We start from the raw sequence: 13,586 nt of genomic DNA on the forward strand, positions 1-13,586 counted from the left end.
AACCCGCTTATTGCGCCTATATTGATTGGGTTTGATCGACATGGATCCAGTTTTTACGATTCTTCGGTATAGTTTCGGATATGGACCGTGCCCTGAACCCGTATTCCCGAACCTGCCTCGGCGTTGACGTCGGCTGAGGATGCGCCCTCGTTGGTGTTCGCGACAGTGGATCTCTTTGTACAGGAACATTTGGCAATGAACTACCGGCGCAACCTGAACGTGCAGGGAGGGCACACATAGTGCCCTGAGTGGTGGCGGCACTGTGAAGCGATCAGCCGCTTAGAAGCGCTCTGGCGAGCGTGGGAGGATCTACGCCGCGACGGCAAAACGGGGATGAGCTCTTGGTGGCGTGACCACGCCGACCACCACATGCCAATCCTCCTATCAACAGACGGACCCTTCAAAGGGTGCAGCCCCGAGAAGGGTCACAACCCCCGGTTGAACCCATTGCCATGCACTCCGCCACCAGAAGGCCTCTTTTGAGGCCTTCTGGTGGGTTTCGGGTGCGCTTCGGGTTGATGCGTCAGATGACTACATCGGCCACCCGGGTGAGTACCCGGAAGGAATTTCACCTGACCAAAAGGCTGACGTACTGAGGTTGATTCGGGCGCCGTGGTCCCACAGGTCTTTGCCTGGTACCAGATCGGAGAGGTTAACCGCGCTGGGCTTGTCGTCTTTCCAAAGTAACGTCCCGGCATGATCGAAACCGCTTGATGCAATTTCGCCGGGATACGCAAACACATCTCCAACCAGCGTTCCCACCTGAATCGAACAGCTGTGGATGACACCGCTGAGAAATTTTGCAGTCTCAGTACCAACCCCTTTATCTGGATTTGAGACCAGAGTAAGCCCACCCGGGCGGCCCTGAATCCAGTTCAAATCAGGCTCCGGCACGCGAAAAAGCCAGACGACCACGTTAGGCATCCGCTGCTCGGCCACGCCATGACGGCGGGCGGCCGGCCACAGGAGCCTGTAGGGGTGTGAGACGTTGATGACAATGGCTGTCTTAATAAACCACTGGGCTAAAGAACGTACTTCGGTAGCATCGAGCATCCGTTCCGGAGGGGAGATTAGGAGTGGCTTCGTCGCCACTTCTAGGGCCGACATCCAAAGGTTGTTGCATCTCGCGCAAATTTCGCCGGCGACAAGAGCCGAACCTGCCATCGGGCCCCGTTTGTGGGTTTCGCCAAGAGGGTTCGGCGCGTACAGCGCGGAGTTGAACCGGGCCGGAGAGAACTGCTTCTGCTCGGATGGAAATTCTTTTAGCAGAGTTCGGGCGAATACGTGTTCCCTTGTACTCCTGCCCGACGTTCTGGGACACATCCAGCAGAACGGGGTGGGCTCAAGAATTCGTGGGGCCGCCCGCCCCGCAAAAGCATCTCGGTCATATGCTCTGAGGCGCCGTACTTCGTAGGTCATGGTGTCATTGCTGGCGCCCTAGAGGAACATGTACTCGTTTGGCCGACGCCACGCCCCTGGTAGACACCTCGCATTTAGGACTTCGCAAAAACGAAGCGGCGTTTGAGTGCCACCCCTCGGTTGTAGGGCCAACGCTTCTCGAACTGAAGCCGCCCGACCACTATGTCGGGACCGATACCGAGCTCGCTCGCGAATTCCTTTACATCCTCATCGGACTGAAGGGTGCTCAAACGATCCTCAAAACGCCGAGGGATCAGCAGTTGAGAGGCAAAAGCGTCAGCTTCTGACTCCGCACCACTATGTGGTCCTTGGTCGTTTATAAAGACGTCCTTCTTTGAGTGCAGTAGCAGGTGCCCGATCTCGTGAAAGAAGGTGAACCAGAAAATATCACTCCATCGATGCCTCAACGAGAGTTGAATCAACACCTTGTCGGGCTGGACCCACCGGGTGGCGCCAACAATTCGAGCTCCTGATATTTCGGGCTCAAAAACAACAGCAATTCCTATGTCCTTGCATGCAGACTCTAAGCGAGGAACCCACTCCTTAGGGTCGGGCAAACATGTAAGATTCCGCAGATTCTCTAAAGAATCCAGCAACTTCGCCTTATCGAAGGGGAGACAGTTGATTTTGGCCGCTTCGATCTCACCTATACGAAGCCACGCCGCCACAGCGGAGGGATCGCTGGAGAACGCCTTCGACCGTCGATAAGCAGTCGGGCGTTCCCAAACGGCCTCCCATGAAGATTTGTCCGCTACTCCGAAAAAATTGCACACTTCCCGAACAGTGTCGATCGAGTAGCTCGCTGACTGAATACGCCTCCTCTTCACCAACTCTCCGAGCGGGAGCGTCTTCAGCCAGTCCAAGTCGAGCGTTAGTCGCTCACCTTCTCGACTCCGCGACCTATCCAATTGATAAGCACTCTCAAGATTCGTCCACGCCGACGCGGCCACGCCTGTCGCTCGCTCCAGCAATATGGTCGTCTCAGGGGTTATCGACGCTACCCCTTTGACGATTTGATTAACGTGCTTGGTCGAGAGACCTGTCCTAGTGGCTAGGTCGCTTTGGGTCATTCCTCGTTCTTCGAGAACTTCCAATAGTGTCGCGCCCGGCGGCAGAACGCGCTCAGGAGTATACCGATAACTCGTGCGCGTCATAGCTGCCCCCTCGTTGATAATCGCTGATAGTCACTTACTGTGATGCTGTCGATCGAATTCCACTCCCGACCGATCCGTGGCTGCTTGTATCCGTCCAGGCCAGAAGGATGGAATGTGAGTTGGCAGTGCGGCAAGACATCGATGGTAAAAAAGCCAGCAGGATGAGGGTTAAGTTCTCGACAACGGCCCGGCATCACTTTCATTTCCTCAAGCGTCGGCGCACTGGCTAGTTGTTGCAGACGAAGGTCGATCTTGGCAGCACCATCCGAACCGAACTCGCGCACCCTGTTTCGGTCGTTACCCAAAAGTAGAGCAAGACTCTCGGTCTTGAAATAGACGTCCATGCCCCCACCACATCGATCCCATTGGTTTCTTTTGAGCATACTGCCTTGCCAGCGTTTTTGTGTACCGTGACGCGCCTAACCGTACGACCTTTTTGATATACCGATTGCGTGTATGATAGTGTGGTGCACAACCAGACCAAGTGGGTTTACTAAATACTAGGAGGTTGCCGTAATGGCTGCAGAGAAGAACGCCGCTCACATTGAGTTCACCATCGACGGACAGACGTTCACCGTGGCGGAGAAGCATCAGACCGCCGCCGCGTTGCTGGGCCTGGCAGGACTACCCGCTCGGGGTTATGACCTCGCCGAGGTCAGGGGACACGGCGACGTGCACACCTTCAAGGATGAGAAACAAGTTGTGCTCAAAACCGGCGACGAGTTCGTCACGGTTCGCCAGAGCGCGCAGGTAGCCTGATGCCCAGCACGGAACAGGCGAACGGTCTTGACGGACTCGTTGAAGGGCTGCGGACGCTTGGATCGAACCCCATTATCGAGGACGGCCTGTTGAGCTTCACTGTGAAGGCCACTGCCGGACCCTGGGCTGGCTCCTTGATTGAGAGTGGGATCGGCCTAGAGGAGACAGCCAGCTGGCCGCTCATTCCCCCGCACTGGGTTCACCTCCCAGACTCGGTGGAGTTCGGGCACACCAATGCCCAGCCCTCGAGCAAGACGGGATGGATCAAGCACTCCCGCAATATCGTCGGCTGGGGAGACGCACCTAACTCCGCACAATGCTGGCTTTCACATGTCCGTGCCGTTCTCGTGGATGCCAAATGACTGAGCATTTTTCGGTGGCAATGACCCACGAGACGAATCATGCTCTAAGAAACCACTTACTCCGATCTGATGGGCAGGAAGATATCTGCCTCGCTCTTTACGCCCCCTCCACAGGCAGCACTAGGCGCACAGCGATTATCACTGATGTATTGCTTCCGCATCTAGGGGAGCGCTCCGTGCACGGGAACGCATCATTCAGCGGGAACTACGTCTTGCGGGCATGTAATACTGCCGCCCGGGCGGGACAAGGCGTGGCGATTGTTCACTCTCATCCGAAAGGTCAGGGTTGGCAGGGAATGAGCGGACCTGATGCTGACGCGGAGAAGTCATATTCACGACTTGCGCACCGATTGACCGGCATACCTTTAGTAGGCATGACACTGGCAGGCGACGGTACCTGGTCCGCCCGCACCTGGGCGCAAGCGCAATCCTTCCACGCTGGGGATGTCCGCGTAGTCGGACCTTCTTTCGAACTGAGCTGGAATAGCACCCAACAACCCGCGCCAGTGAGCAATGGTCGGCAGCTGCGCACTATCTCTGCCTGGGGGGAGAAAACGCAGGGCGATCTCGCCCGCTTGCGTTTTCTCGTGATTGGGGTTGGAAGCGTTGGGCTGGATGTTGCAGTACGTTTGGCCGCCGCAGGCGCCCGCCAGGTGGGCGTGATGGATTTCGATGTCGTCCAAGAACATAACCTCGACCGAATGATCGGTGCAACGCCCGCAGATGCCACATCCCGGCGACTAAAAGTAGAAGTCGCTCACCGGGAGATGAGCCGGGCAGCCACCGACTCTAACCCCGATTTCCTTATCTACACACAGGACGTGACTACGTTGGAGGGCCAGGCAACTGCCCTCGACTACGACGTGATGATCAGCTGTGTTGACCGCCCATATCCCCGCGCCATTCTGAACCAAATGGCATACTCGGACCTCATTCCCGTTATTGACGGCGGCATAGGAATTGATGTCTTTCCCGGCGGCGGAATGAGGGGCGCGACTATCCGCACCCACACTCTGACCCCAGGGCGCCCGTGCATGGTCTGTTCAGGCCAGATCGATATGTCAGACGTGGCTCTAGACAAACAGGGTCTGCTTGAAGATCCTTCCTACATAGCTGCATCCGGACAAGTTGAACGCGGCAGGCAGAACGTCGCGTTGCTTTCTATAGGCGTCAGTGCCGGACTGCTAGCTCAAGTTGTAAGTCTCTTAGCGAAACCAGGAGGACGCGGCGTTTCTGCCCCATTGAGATACTCCTTAGCCGCGCAATCGCTTGAACATCTTGATATGGCGTCCCGGCCGAATTGCCCTTTCGAGACTCCTACAGGTAGAGGCGATCGTCGCGTTATGCTCACGCGCGCCGTCGCTTGATCGCAGATTGCAAAATGCCAACCATGTAGCCGAGCCATCGCTCGGCTGGCCTCATGAACTTCGATTACCATTCTGACACCGTCGACCACCCTGGCTTGCAGCCTTGGGTTTCTGGGTCCGTTGTGGATCTTGGGCTTCAGTTAACGGAAAAGGGCGTAGTCCCGAGCGCAATTGCTGACGAGTTCGGTGACTTCGATGAAATTTGGCGATTCTGGAAACCCCAAGTCCGTTCCGCGGAGTATCTCAACGCGAAACGCTGCGTTTGACGTTCTGCAGCCGATCAGCAGAGGATCGCTTCGGTGTCCTCGACCTACCCGGTTTCCCGGCGATTGCTGCCGAGGGTGGGGTCGCTTGGTCACGGTCAGCGAGGATGCGGGCGTTGATCGTTTCGGCGTCCGCCTTCCCATCCAGTGATGCCGCGAAAGACTGCCGGCGTTCTTCACTGTCAAAGAGCGGTTCGGCTTCTTTGGCCGCGACGTTCTCCGATTCAACCTCTGAGGCTCGGCTGCGGTCCTCTCGGCCCGCCGCTCCCATCAGGAAAGCCGCTTCCGCTCCGTCACGGTCCCCGGCGCTGCGCTGCCGGTCAGCTTCGGCCCGGTCCCGTTCGGCTTGGGCTAGAGCTTCGCTGACTGCTTTGTCGTCAGCTCCGGGGTTGTCCACGTCCACGCCGTAGCGTTCCTTCACTTCGCGGCGGATACGCTCAGCGGCTTCCTGAGCGGTGGGGTCGAACTGTTTCCACGCGGTGGCCATCTCGTGGACCCGCTCAATGTCCTGCGGGCGTGCCTGGTCCCACCACCGATCATCTGCCGTTGGTGCGAACTGCGCTCGTGCTGCTCCCCGCTGGGCCTCATAGCGGGCCTGGAGTTCCTTGCCGTGCTGTTCATCAATTGCTTGCTGTTGGCGTAGCGACTGCTCACGCATCCGGGCGAACTGCTCCCCGAGCCGTCCCGCTACGGCTATTCCCGTGCGCGAGAGTCCGCCTATTGCTTCTTCCACGCCGTCTGACTCGCTCATTGCCGTATCTCCCCTTTATCTGGTTATCGTTCGATGCCACGGTCAGTGTTCGGTGTCGCCAGCGTGGACTTCCGCGCCGGTTCGATCTTCGGCGGCAGAACAGAACCACCTGTGCGCGGTCCTCCATGGTCGCGGGCCGCTAGTGCTACCGCTGCGGCTGTCTCAGCATCCACCATGGGTATCTGCTCTCCCCTACCTGGTCGGGCCTGGGTGGTAGCTGTCGGTTTCTGGTTCAGTGCCCCGGCCACCACGCTCAGACGTTCCCTGACGACGGTGTTGATCTGCTGTGCAGCCCTTACGTCTCCGGCTGCTTGGTGCATGTCGTGGATCGACTTCGCGAGGTTCGCCAATTGCACCAGCATCAGCGCCTGGGCGGCGCTCTCGTTACTGCTCGTCGCCGTGAGAAGGATCTTCGCCGCTCCCATCGCTGACGGTCCCTCGTGCGCTGCGGGCGTACTGGGTACTGGCGTAGCTGGGCTGTCTTTGAGAGGCGGTCAGCGGTCGCGGCCAGCGCTCCCGGTGCAGCCTCGACACTGCTAGACCATGCCGCGAACGCACCCGAGGTTTCGCGGGCCACGTGGGCCCACGTCGCGTGATCATCAACTTGCACTGAGGCCAGGGACTTGTTCAAGTCGGACAGTTCATCGGAGTACCGCTGCCACATCTGCGGATCTGGATCGTTGAGCTCCCGGCCCCTATTCACCACGCGCCGGCCACGGCTGGCCGCCGTCCATTCCTTTACCGCTTCGCTCGCGGCCTGCGGGCTGTACTCCCACGAGCTGCGCAACTTCGGCAGGGTCAAGTCACTGGCTAGGCGTGTGCCGCTGTACCAAATAGGGCGCTGACCATTCACCGGTCGTTCTGCCACCAGGTAGCCGGTAATCACGTCATCACGCCCAGCGGCGAACCGGGGACGAATCAGCGCACCAGTGCGGCGCATCCGGCGGACAAACTCTGCCTCGTCCCGGGACGCTACAGCGCAACCCCTAACCTTCCGAGCTAATGAATGCCGTTCCGGCTCCGCGAACCCGCGCCGCGCCGCTGCTTCGCGCTCTCCGGGCTTGATCCCCTTCGACGCGTACACACTGGAGATCTCTTCCAGTCCGTACTTGGTTTCCAGTGCCCGGCACGCTTGCTGGGATTTGTTCCATCGATATTTACTAAGGTGGTCAATCTTCCTAACTGTCCGAGGCTTGCACCAAAGGCTAAGTGGAAGGTGCGTCCGATGTGGCTGGCAATAAGGTTGCCGGCTTTCACGTTCTGCCCCACCTGCGGATGGGAACGTTTAGGCGTGTGATCCAGCGCGCGCACACATGTTTGACGGGTGTCCTATCGACGCGAGGATCAATCCCCGTCGTGTCCGGCAATCGTGGCATTTCCGGTTCGGTGGAGGGCCCGGGCCAAGTGCGCGTTCTCTCGACGTTGTTCAGGAAGGGCCGCCACACGGGGTTAACGATCCAGCAAATGGCGGATGCTGCCACACTTCCGCACTCAGCCTGTCCGTTGTCTCGAATGCTGCAACCTCTTCCTCGGTAGCCACAAAATCTCCTTCCACTACCGGCTGATCCCATTCTGCCGCCCCAGCTCAGGTTGAATGCGGGTTTAGGTCTTCAACCACCGGTGGAATTGCTATTTCCCTGTGTTCTGCCTCGTGAAACCTGTCTCGCATAATGCCGGCCAGACGTGCGTCAGCGTCTTCCCAAACTCCAGCAATGAGACGTTCGCGGGTGGACTGCCCGTTATCCCCCAGCTCGACGGCGGCGGGCAGACTACGCGGCATCTCCAGTCCTGTGAGCAGGACGGGAATGACGACCCGGCTGGCATGACGACGCATCGCACACAGTTCTTTTACAGGGTTCACCCATGCAGAGAAAGGCTCCGGTCGTTGGACCATCATTGCCGTGTTTGTCTCCAGGACGGACATCTGTCCCCAACGTGTCGGTGGCCCTAAGGCATCCCCGACTCTCAGTTCTTGGTGTGCCAGATCCTGCTCTACTAATGGTGTCGCGTCCGTGGAACTGAAGGTCCTAGGCACAGCGACGCGGATGGACCGGTGTTTATCCCCGTTCGAATAAGCCTGTAGGAGGCGTAAGGGGTGCGCGGTTTCGACTTTCAAGCGCATGAGGTTGGCCAGAACCTGACCGGTGGATGGGACTGCACTCTGAACGTCTGAAAACGGCTGCAATGTGTGCAGTCGCCGCCCTAAAGACGTGTCAGCACCGAATGCGGAAATTTTCTCCTTTACCCTCCTACTCGTCCATCTCTCGAAGGCTTCTTGAGACTCGAGAATCGGCATGCTCACTAGGGTTCCTGCGGAACCGTTAAGTTGACCGTGTTCTTGTTCGATGAGGTACCACACGACATTGTCGATCGACGCGCGAAGGTGGTTGACGGCCTCGCTGAATAGCAAAAGCACTTCCGGCGGAACCGGTCGGATCGACTTCAGGAACATCTGCACGTTGTCGCCGCGCCGGACCTGCTCCATGCCCAACGGCCCGTCCAGCGACCATTGGGAAGTCAGATCACCGACGCGATAGGCACACTGATCGGCCCGTGCCAAGCGCAGCGCGACAGGTTCCAGTGCTTCGGGAAGCCAGCTGAAATCCTCGGTAGGAGTTGCGGAGGTGTTCATGGCTACCACTGCGCTGTGTCAGGCAATGAATTACTGGTGCCCAAGAGACGCTTCACGATTGACCTTTGTGCTTCAAGTAGTGCCGGGACTCTGCTGGACCTTCTGGCATCGGGCTCGAGCGGACCATAGGCGCCCACAACAACGATTGCCGTCGCTACTTTCGTATCTTCGGCTTCACACAGCGTTTCGAGGGTTGGGGACAGAACGATTAGGGGTCCTCGGACGACACGGTTGGATCCGCGGCGACTCTCACCACTGATCGCAACGCCGGCAGACTCAAGGCGTTGGAGAGCTGTGGAGCTTGTGATCACTCGCTTGCTGGGGACGCGCAAACCTATCTTTTGATAGTTGCCACCAGCACGGGATAAGCACCACTGCACCGCGACTTGCACAACCTCGTCGGTTGGAACGGGCAATGAGACATAGGCACGTTCAATACCCGTGCGGTCTTTTCCGAACATCATGTGGCAATTGTGTCTTACCTCTCTGACATTCCTGCTTCGTCCTTCGGGGAACGTGGAGGACAACTGGTATCGCGCTCGCCATAGACTCGATCTGTGAACAGTGCGTACTCCTGGGTGGATCTCATTTCTCTTTCCATCTCAGTGGCATCACTCGGCGTCACCCTTGCTATTTTCTTCCTTGGCCGCCGCCTGTCCTTCCGTCAGCAACGTGAACGGATTCGCGAGCTCGAGGAGAAAGCCTGGAAGGTCCTCGGTCCCATCCGCACTCGAGGCCTGAGCAGCAAGGTCATCGTGATGAACGTGGCCCGGTACAAGCACGGATACGACGGCGGCAACAGCGTGACGCGGCGAGGACATATGTATGCCGGCGCAGAGCTGATCGAAATATCTTACGGTGGTGTTCAAATGATTCTGTCTGGGATAGCCAGCTTCTACGATGCCGATCAGCGCCGCACCCTCGACAAGACCGATTTGCCGGCCCCGAACGTTATCCAGGTGGGGCACATTCCATGGAAGTGGATCGAGGACATCGCACCAGAAGGGGACGAGTTCGACGGATCTGCCATCTTTTTCGTCCGCCATGCCGCTCCCGGCCGTGGGCCATTCGACTTCGTCACCTACCGGGAGGGCAAACCGGTACCTTTCGGCCCCAATAACCGCGATTACTACAGACCGATTCCAGAGCTTGGAACAGTTCACCCGAAATTCTTCAAGGGTTGGTGGCAGTTAATGCGCTCAGTCCGTGAGCACAAGAAAATTGAGAAATTGATTCGATCCAAGTCCTAGGCTTCCTCCGAGCCGGTGTATGACGCTCGACGCAGCAGCAGTTTGAGCCGGCGCGGCGTCTGTACGTGGGTGTCCGCTAGCCTTCGCGGGCGGATCTGACTATGTCAATGCGAGTGGGGACCACTAGGACGGCTTGATTCAGGACCACCTTGCGTAGGTTGCAGCACATGGACGCTGTTCGTGTTCGCCTGAACCGAGATTGGCGGTCCTCCTTCAGCACCTTCACCGAAGGGTGGTCTTTGGGGGATCCCTCATCGGATTAGATCGGCTTCGGGCCGCTCGACGCATTCCGACCTAGGCGCCACTCGAAGCCATCCGATTCGATAACCAGTCTGCGGACGATGCCGCGGCCCAGCAGGCTTCGTCGTTCGCTGATAAGCCCGCCTCCTCCGAGGTATACGTGCATAAGCCGGCAGAGTCTCCTCAACTCGCCCTCCCTTTCCGCCTGAATTACGTCCTCGGGATCATCGTCTTCTTCAGGGGCACCTAGGAAGACGCCGGCGCTGACATTCAATTCTGGAATGAAGACGTACATCGACACGTGATCAACTCGAATGATCGCCGTGCGCTCCTTGTGATACCGCCTACTCACCTCAACGGCATGGGTCCCGGGTACTTTGTCCGGGCTGACGCGCGTAGTAACGAAGTCTTCGTTGAACACCTTTGTAACAACGCGATCGAGCATGGCCTTGTTGTCGATGATCATGGTGGAAGTGTCTCAAGATTAAGGGGACCGGAACAACAGACGACGCGCCCTGCGGCGGCAAAGTCGCCAACTAACAAAACCGGGCCGCTGCGGGCACAAGATTTGCCGACCGGATGGCCATAATCAATAGGTGACTTGGTTTACTGATTTTTTGACTCCCATGCTGGCTATTCTCTCCGCGATGGGAGGTTTGCTCTTGGCCCTCAACCAGCTCACTGCCGCAACAAGGCTTAAGCGGGAATCGAGTTTCTGGAGGGAAGAGATGCAGGCCTCAGAGTTTTGCCAGGATCGGGCGGTGATGGAAAGCCTTCACCGAACCGCTACAGCCAGACTCATTGCGATCAAGGTGATTCCGGCGCGTCGGCTGCTGGCTCCCGCGTATTTTTTCATCGCTGGGATTGCACTAACGTTCTCGTTTGCTCATGTGGTCGGAGAAATATTACCTCAACCTATTACCATGAAGAGCATTAGTGCTGCAGGCCTTGACGTTCTCCCCGCTATCTTCATACCGCTCCTAGTCTTCATGGGCACGATAGGTGTTGCCAGCGTCTTCATCCGGCGCCGTCGCTTGATTAGGAGTTATCTCGACGGAGAAGTCATTGGTGACCAACCTCCCGTATTCACGGAGAACGGAGGTGTATGGCTTGGCTTCCGTCTTAGCAGATGGAGATGGTTCGCCTTCGGAGCGTTCGCTTTTGGACTCTGCAGCTTCACTGCAGCTTTGGGCTTCATAGTGGGAGTGGGAGCAGACGTCACAAATACCCAGCCGTGGGCAATTCTGTGGCTTTTGGGGTCGGTTGCGTTGCTGTTCTTAACCTTCGAGCCCTTGCCTGTTCTCTACCGTATGGAACGTGAAACGTCGACCCACCCGCGACACCTGACGGATAAAGCGAGCCTGCCCTATTCCTCCACCACGAAAAACGCTTCTAACGAGCGGGAACAGCGAACACAACTGATCCAGCGGGTATCCACACTAAAGAAGCTATTCTCAACTCCGCGGAGACTATGGAGGGTTTTCCATCACGCTGGGCCGCAAGTTTTACCGCAGCAACGCCGCCTACGAAATGAACTATGCCGTTGGTGATACACCTCAGATGTGGAACCAGCTACGCCCACAACAGCACTCCCCCAACCTCGACACGCTCTAAACGGCTTAGACTGTCAACGGTTTGGTTGTCGCTTTCCCTCGGACACCCGGAACGCCGATAACGGTCTAGTACGTCAACCGGCACAAGAAGCCTGCCCGAAGATTTCCGATCCCTGTTGCTGATGGGTATGCCCAGCGCGTCACAAATGATGGGCGGGTGATCGCCCAATCAAATTCAGACCGCCTGGCTTCTGACGTACAAACCCAAACCGCTCGTAGACAACGGCTATTCTCTCCGACGCTGCGGTTACAACGACTGGGACTCCGGCGGGAACGAAGTTCTCGATCGCGGTCCTCGCAAATTCAAGCCCACTCGTCCGCGCTCCTGGCGCGGACGCAAGTGCCTGCGCCACCCAGTAAGGCCCGCGCGGTCGGACCAGCATCAGAGCTTGGTTCAGCGCAGAAAGGCTGCCGTCCGTTGACGTCGCCAAGAGCAAGAGCCCGACAACGAACCAAAGCGGGGGCAGAAGCCCTATCCAAGGTCCAATCGTGTCACCCAAGAGCGTGAGAGAAAACAGCCAGATGATGAACAAGAATAGTGAGGCGAGGAAAACAAGAACCATAGATCCAAAACGCTGCAGCGTCTTCTTAGTACTTCTGGCTTCAGTCAGAAGAATCACGGCATCGCGGGAGCGCGAGGTGATCACGTCGCCTGACGGCATGTACATCAGGAAGAGGAGAACGAGGATTGGCAGCGTAATCGCTGATTGCAGCCGCTTTTGCCAAGCATTCCGTGGGCTTTTTCCTCTGCTCAGTGTCAGGGACGTGTTCCAACTTAGCGGAAGCAAATCGACAATACGGGCGCGCTTCACTTCCAGCTGACCGCCGGCGAGAGATTCCATGAGACCTGATCCTACGTATTCAGCATGACAATACCTATTAGTGTTTTGCTGCTGGATCAATAGGGACTACTGAAGGCTTTCTTAGCCTGATACGTCGCTGGAGTTCCGGACTCAATGGGGTCGCAGCCGGTATGGATATAACGGCAGCTCTGATCGGCGGCCTGTGTGGGGCCAAGTTCTTTCTATCCACCGCCCCCAAAGGCTCTAGGCTCATGAGATGGAAGACCGGAGCGCACCAAACTTTTCGTCGACAAGCACGTGCCAGGAATGCGACATGTCCTGCCCACCCGGTGAGCACTCCCATTATTCCTTCTCCTACGAACCACTCACTGCAGAACAACCCGAAGAAGCTGAGCTGGAGAACGCCGTCCCTTCTCAGGGACCCCACGAGACCGACGTGTGGCTAACCGAATGGCAAGTATCGGAAGACGGCTTCAGCGTCGCACTCGACGAAGAAGTCGACTGGGAGCTGGTCCCGATGGACCAGGAATGGCTTCATCGCATGTTCGCGGGTCGACGACTGGTGACCCTGCAGCGCGATACTTACGCCGGCTTCGTCGGGGAAATATACGACCGGTCGGAATGGACCCACCTTTCAGGTCAAGTCACGCGCATCGATCAAGTATCAGTGCGGTACCCGGTAGATAACAGGACCGGCTTGGCGGAAGTCGGAAGCGCTATGCACCACACCGTGTCCAGTGTGCAGGAGCGCCGCACCCATGATGGACGTCTTGTCGGCTGGGTCGTCAGAATCCGAGATTCCACCTAGAGGACCCTCTCACGCCGATAACACCCTGTTTCGTCAGCCCAGAAGTTCCCTTGGTTGGGTCCCCGGGTAGGAGTCCAGTGTTTATGTGAGTTTCGCATCCGATAATGGGTGCAGGAGGAAATTCACTTTTATGGCACGTAGACATACCCCTGATCAGGTCATCGC

Annotated in this window: 14 protein-coding genes and 1 pseudogene; 7 read left to right on the forward strand and 8 right to left on the reverse strand. The window is 57.6% G+C overall.

Annotated features, from left to right (window positions below; genetic code table 11):
• Positions 1-252: 252 nt before the first annotated feature.
• Positions 253-483 (forward strand): annotated as a pseudogene (locus tag ACX80G_RS06690) (DUF4913 domain-containing protein); the annotation flags it as partial.
• Positions 484-531: 48 nt separating this feature from the next.
• On the opposite strand, the gene ACX80G_RS06695 reads toward ACX80G_RS06690, so the two are convergent.
• The 3 genes from ACX80G_RS06695 to ACX80G_RS06705 form a co-directional block, all read right to left on the reverse strand.
• Positions 532-1,053: a hypothetical protein gene (locus ACX80G_RS06695; RefSeq protein WP_459306630.1), complete on the reverse strand. Its 522-nt coding sequence runs from the start codon at positions 1,051-1,053 to the stop codon at positions 532-534.
• Between the two features lie 440 nt (positions 1,054-1,493).
• The gene (locus ACX80G_RS06700) at positions 1,494-2,573 is read right to left on the reverse strand and encodes an ImmA/IrrE family metallo-endopeptidase (RefSeq protein ID WP_459306632.1); all 1,080 of its coding nucleotides are present in this window, start codon (positions 2,571-2,573) and stop codon (positions 1,494-1,496) included.
• The gene (locus ACX80G_RS06705) at positions 2,570-2,917 is read right to left on the reverse strand and encodes a hypothetical protein (RefSeq protein WP_459306633.1); all 348 of its coding nucleotides are present in this window, start codon (positions 2,915-2,917) and stop codon (positions 2,570-2,572) included. Before ACX80G_RS06705 ends, ACX80G_RS06700 begins: the two co-directional genes overlap by 4 nt.
• Before the next feature lie 172 nt (positions 2,918-3,089).
• Here ACX80G_RS06705 and ACX80G_RS06710 point away from each other — a divergent pair, with 172 nt between their 5' ends.
• The 3 genes from ACX80G_RS06710 (at position 3,090) to ACX80G_RS06720 (ending at position 5,061) form a co-directional block, all read left to right on the forward strand.
• Positions 3,090-3,332: a hypothetical protein gene (locus ACX80G_RS06710; RefSeq protein ID WP_459306634.1), complete on the forward strand. Its 243-nt coding sequence runs from the start codon at positions 3,090-3,092 to the stop codon at positions 3,330-3,332.
• Positions 3,332-3,694, forward strand: a complete 363-nt coding sequence (locus ACX80G_RS06715) for a hypothetical protein (protein WP_459306636.1) — start codon at positions 3,332-3,334, stop codon at positions 3,692-3,694. The genes ACX80G_RS06710 and ACX80G_RS06715 overlap by 1 nt, the downstream gene beginning before the upstream one ends.
• A 374-nt stretch (positions 3,695-4,068) precedes the next feature.
• A complete protein-coding gene (locus ACX80G_RS06720; protein ID WP_459306637.1) occupies positions 4,069-5,061 on the forward strand; it encodes a ThiF family adenylyltransferase in 993 nt (330 codons plus the stop codon).
• A 243-nt stretch (positions 5,062-5,304) separates the two neighbouring features.
• On the opposite strand, the gene ACX80G_RS06725 is transcribed toward ACX80G_RS06720, so the two are convergent.
• From ACX80G_RS06725 to ACX80G_RS06735, 3 genes are all read right to left on the reverse strand, one after another.
• Positions 5,305-6,075: a hypothetical protein gene (locus ACX80G_RS06725; protein WP_459306638.1), complete on the reverse strand. Its 771-nt coding sequence runs from the start codon at positions 6,073-6,075 to the stop codon at positions 5,305-5,307.
• 23 nt (positions 6,076-6,098) lie between these two features.
• Positions 6,099-6,500: a hypothetical protein gene (locus tag ACX80G_RS06730; RefSeq protein ID WP_459306640.1), complete on the reverse strand. Its 402-nt coding sequence runs from the start codon at positions 6,498-6,500 to the stop codon at positions 6,099-6,101.
• Positions 6,501-7,660: 1,160 nt separating this feature from the next.
• A complete protein-coding gene (locus ACX80G_RS06735; RefSeq protein ID WP_459306642.1) occupies positions 7,661-8,707 on the reverse strand; it encodes a hypothetical protein in 1,047 nt (348 codons plus the stop codon).
• 557 nt (positions 8,708-9,264) lie between these two features.
• Between ACX80G_RS06735 and ACX80G_RS06740 the strand changes: the two genes are divergently transcribed.
• The gene (locus ACX80G_RS06740) at positions 9,265-9,957 is read left to right on the forward strand and encodes a hypothetical protein (protein ID WP_459306644.1); all 693 of its coding nucleotides are present in this window, start codon (positions 9,265-9,267) and stop codon (positions 9,955-9,957) included.
• 259 nt (positions 9,958-10,216) lie between these two features.
• Here the strand turns inward: ACX80G_RS06740 and ACX80G_RS06745 are convergent, their stop codons facing one another.
• On the reverse strand, positions 10,217-10,663 hold the full coding sequence (locus tag ACX80G_RS06745; RefSeq protein ID WP_459306646.1) for a hypothetical protein: 447 nt from the start codon (positions 10,661-10,663) through the stop codon (positions 10,217-10,219).
• 130 nt (positions 10,664-10,793) lie between these two features.
• On the opposite strand from ACX80G_RS06745, the gene ACX80G_RS06750 reads away from it, so the two are divergent.
• Positions 10,794-11,747 (forward strand): hypothetical protein, encoded by a 954-nt coding sequence (locus tag ACX80G_RS06750; RefSeq protein ID WP_459306648.1) that lies wholly within the window; start codon positions 10,794-10,796, stop codon positions 11,745-11,747.
• A 203-nt stretch (positions 11,748-11,950) separates the two neighbouring features.
• On the opposite strand, the gene ACX80G_RS06755 is transcribed toward ACX80G_RS06750, so the two are convergent.
• Entirely contained in the window at positions 11,951-12,652 is a 702-nt protein-coding gene (locus ACX80G_RS06755; protein WP_459306649.1) for a hypothetical protein, read from the reverse strand.
• A 274-nt stretch (positions 12,653-12,926) separates the two neighbouring features.
• Between ACX80G_RS06755 and ACX80G_RS06760 the strand changes: the two genes are divergently transcribed.
• Positions 12,927-13,421, forward strand: coding sequence for a DUF6578 domain-containing protein (locus ACX80G_RS06760; protein ID WP_459306651.1), 495 nt, complete (start codon positions 12,927-12,929; stop codon positions 13,419-13,421).
• Positions 13,422-13,586: the final 165 nt, after the last annotated feature.

Source organism: Arthrobacter glycogeni (assembly GCF_054510815.1).

Excerpts from the sequence above, each read along its gene's own strand:
- ACX80G_RS06700 (WP_459306632.1), bottom strand. The coding sequence starts at position 2,573 with ATGACGCGCACGAGTTATCGGTATACTCCTGAGCGCGTTCTGCCGCCG.
- ACX80G_RS06695 (WP_459306630.1), bottom strand. The coding sequence starts at position 1,053 with ATGCTCGATGCTACCGAAGTACGTTCTTTAGCCCAGTGGTTTATTAAG.
- ACX80G_RS06755 (WP_459306649.1), bottom strand. The coding sequence starts at position 12,652 with ATGGAATCTCTCGCCGGCGGTCAGCTGGAAGTGAAGCGCGCCCGTATT.
- ACX80G_RS06710 (WP_459306634.1), top strand. The coding sequence starts at position 3,090 with ATGGCTGCAGAGAAGAACGCCGCTCACATTGAGTTCACCATCGACGGA.
- ACX80G_RS06720 (WP_459306637.1), top strand. The coding sequence starts at position 4,069 with ATGACACTGGCAGGCGACGGTACCTGGTCCGCCCGCACCTGGGCGCAA.
- ACX80G_RS06715 (WP_459306636.1), top strand. The coding sequence starts at position 3,332 with ATGCCCAGCACGGAACAGGCGAACGGTCTTGACGGACTCGTTGAAGGG.
- ACX80G_RS06725 (WP_459306638.1), bottom strand. The coding sequence starts at position 6,075 with ATGAGCGAGTCAGACGGCGTGGAAGAAGCAATAGGCGGACTCTCGCGC.
- ACX80G_RS06735 (WP_459306642.1), bottom strand. The coding sequence starts at position 8,707 with ATGAACACCTCCGCAACTCCTACCGAGGATTTCAGCTGGCTTCCCGAA.
- ACX80G_RS06745 (WP_459306646.1), bottom strand. The coding sequence starts at position 10,663 with ATGATCATCGACAACAAGGCCATGCTCGATCGCGTTGTTACAAAGGTG.
- ACX80G_RS06730 (WP_459306640.1), bottom strand. The coding sequence starts at position 6,500 with ATGGGAGCGGCGAAGATCCTTCTCACGGCGACGAGCAGTAACGAGAGC.
- ACX80G_RS06705 (WP_459306633.1), bottom strand. The coding sequence starts at position 2,917 with ATGGACGTCTATTTCAAGACCGAGAGTCTTGCTCTACTTTTGGGTAAC.
- ACX80G_RS06760 (WP_459306651.1), top strand. The coding sequence starts at position 12,927 with ATGTCCTGCCCACCCGGTGAGCACTCCCATTATTCCTTCTCCTACGAA.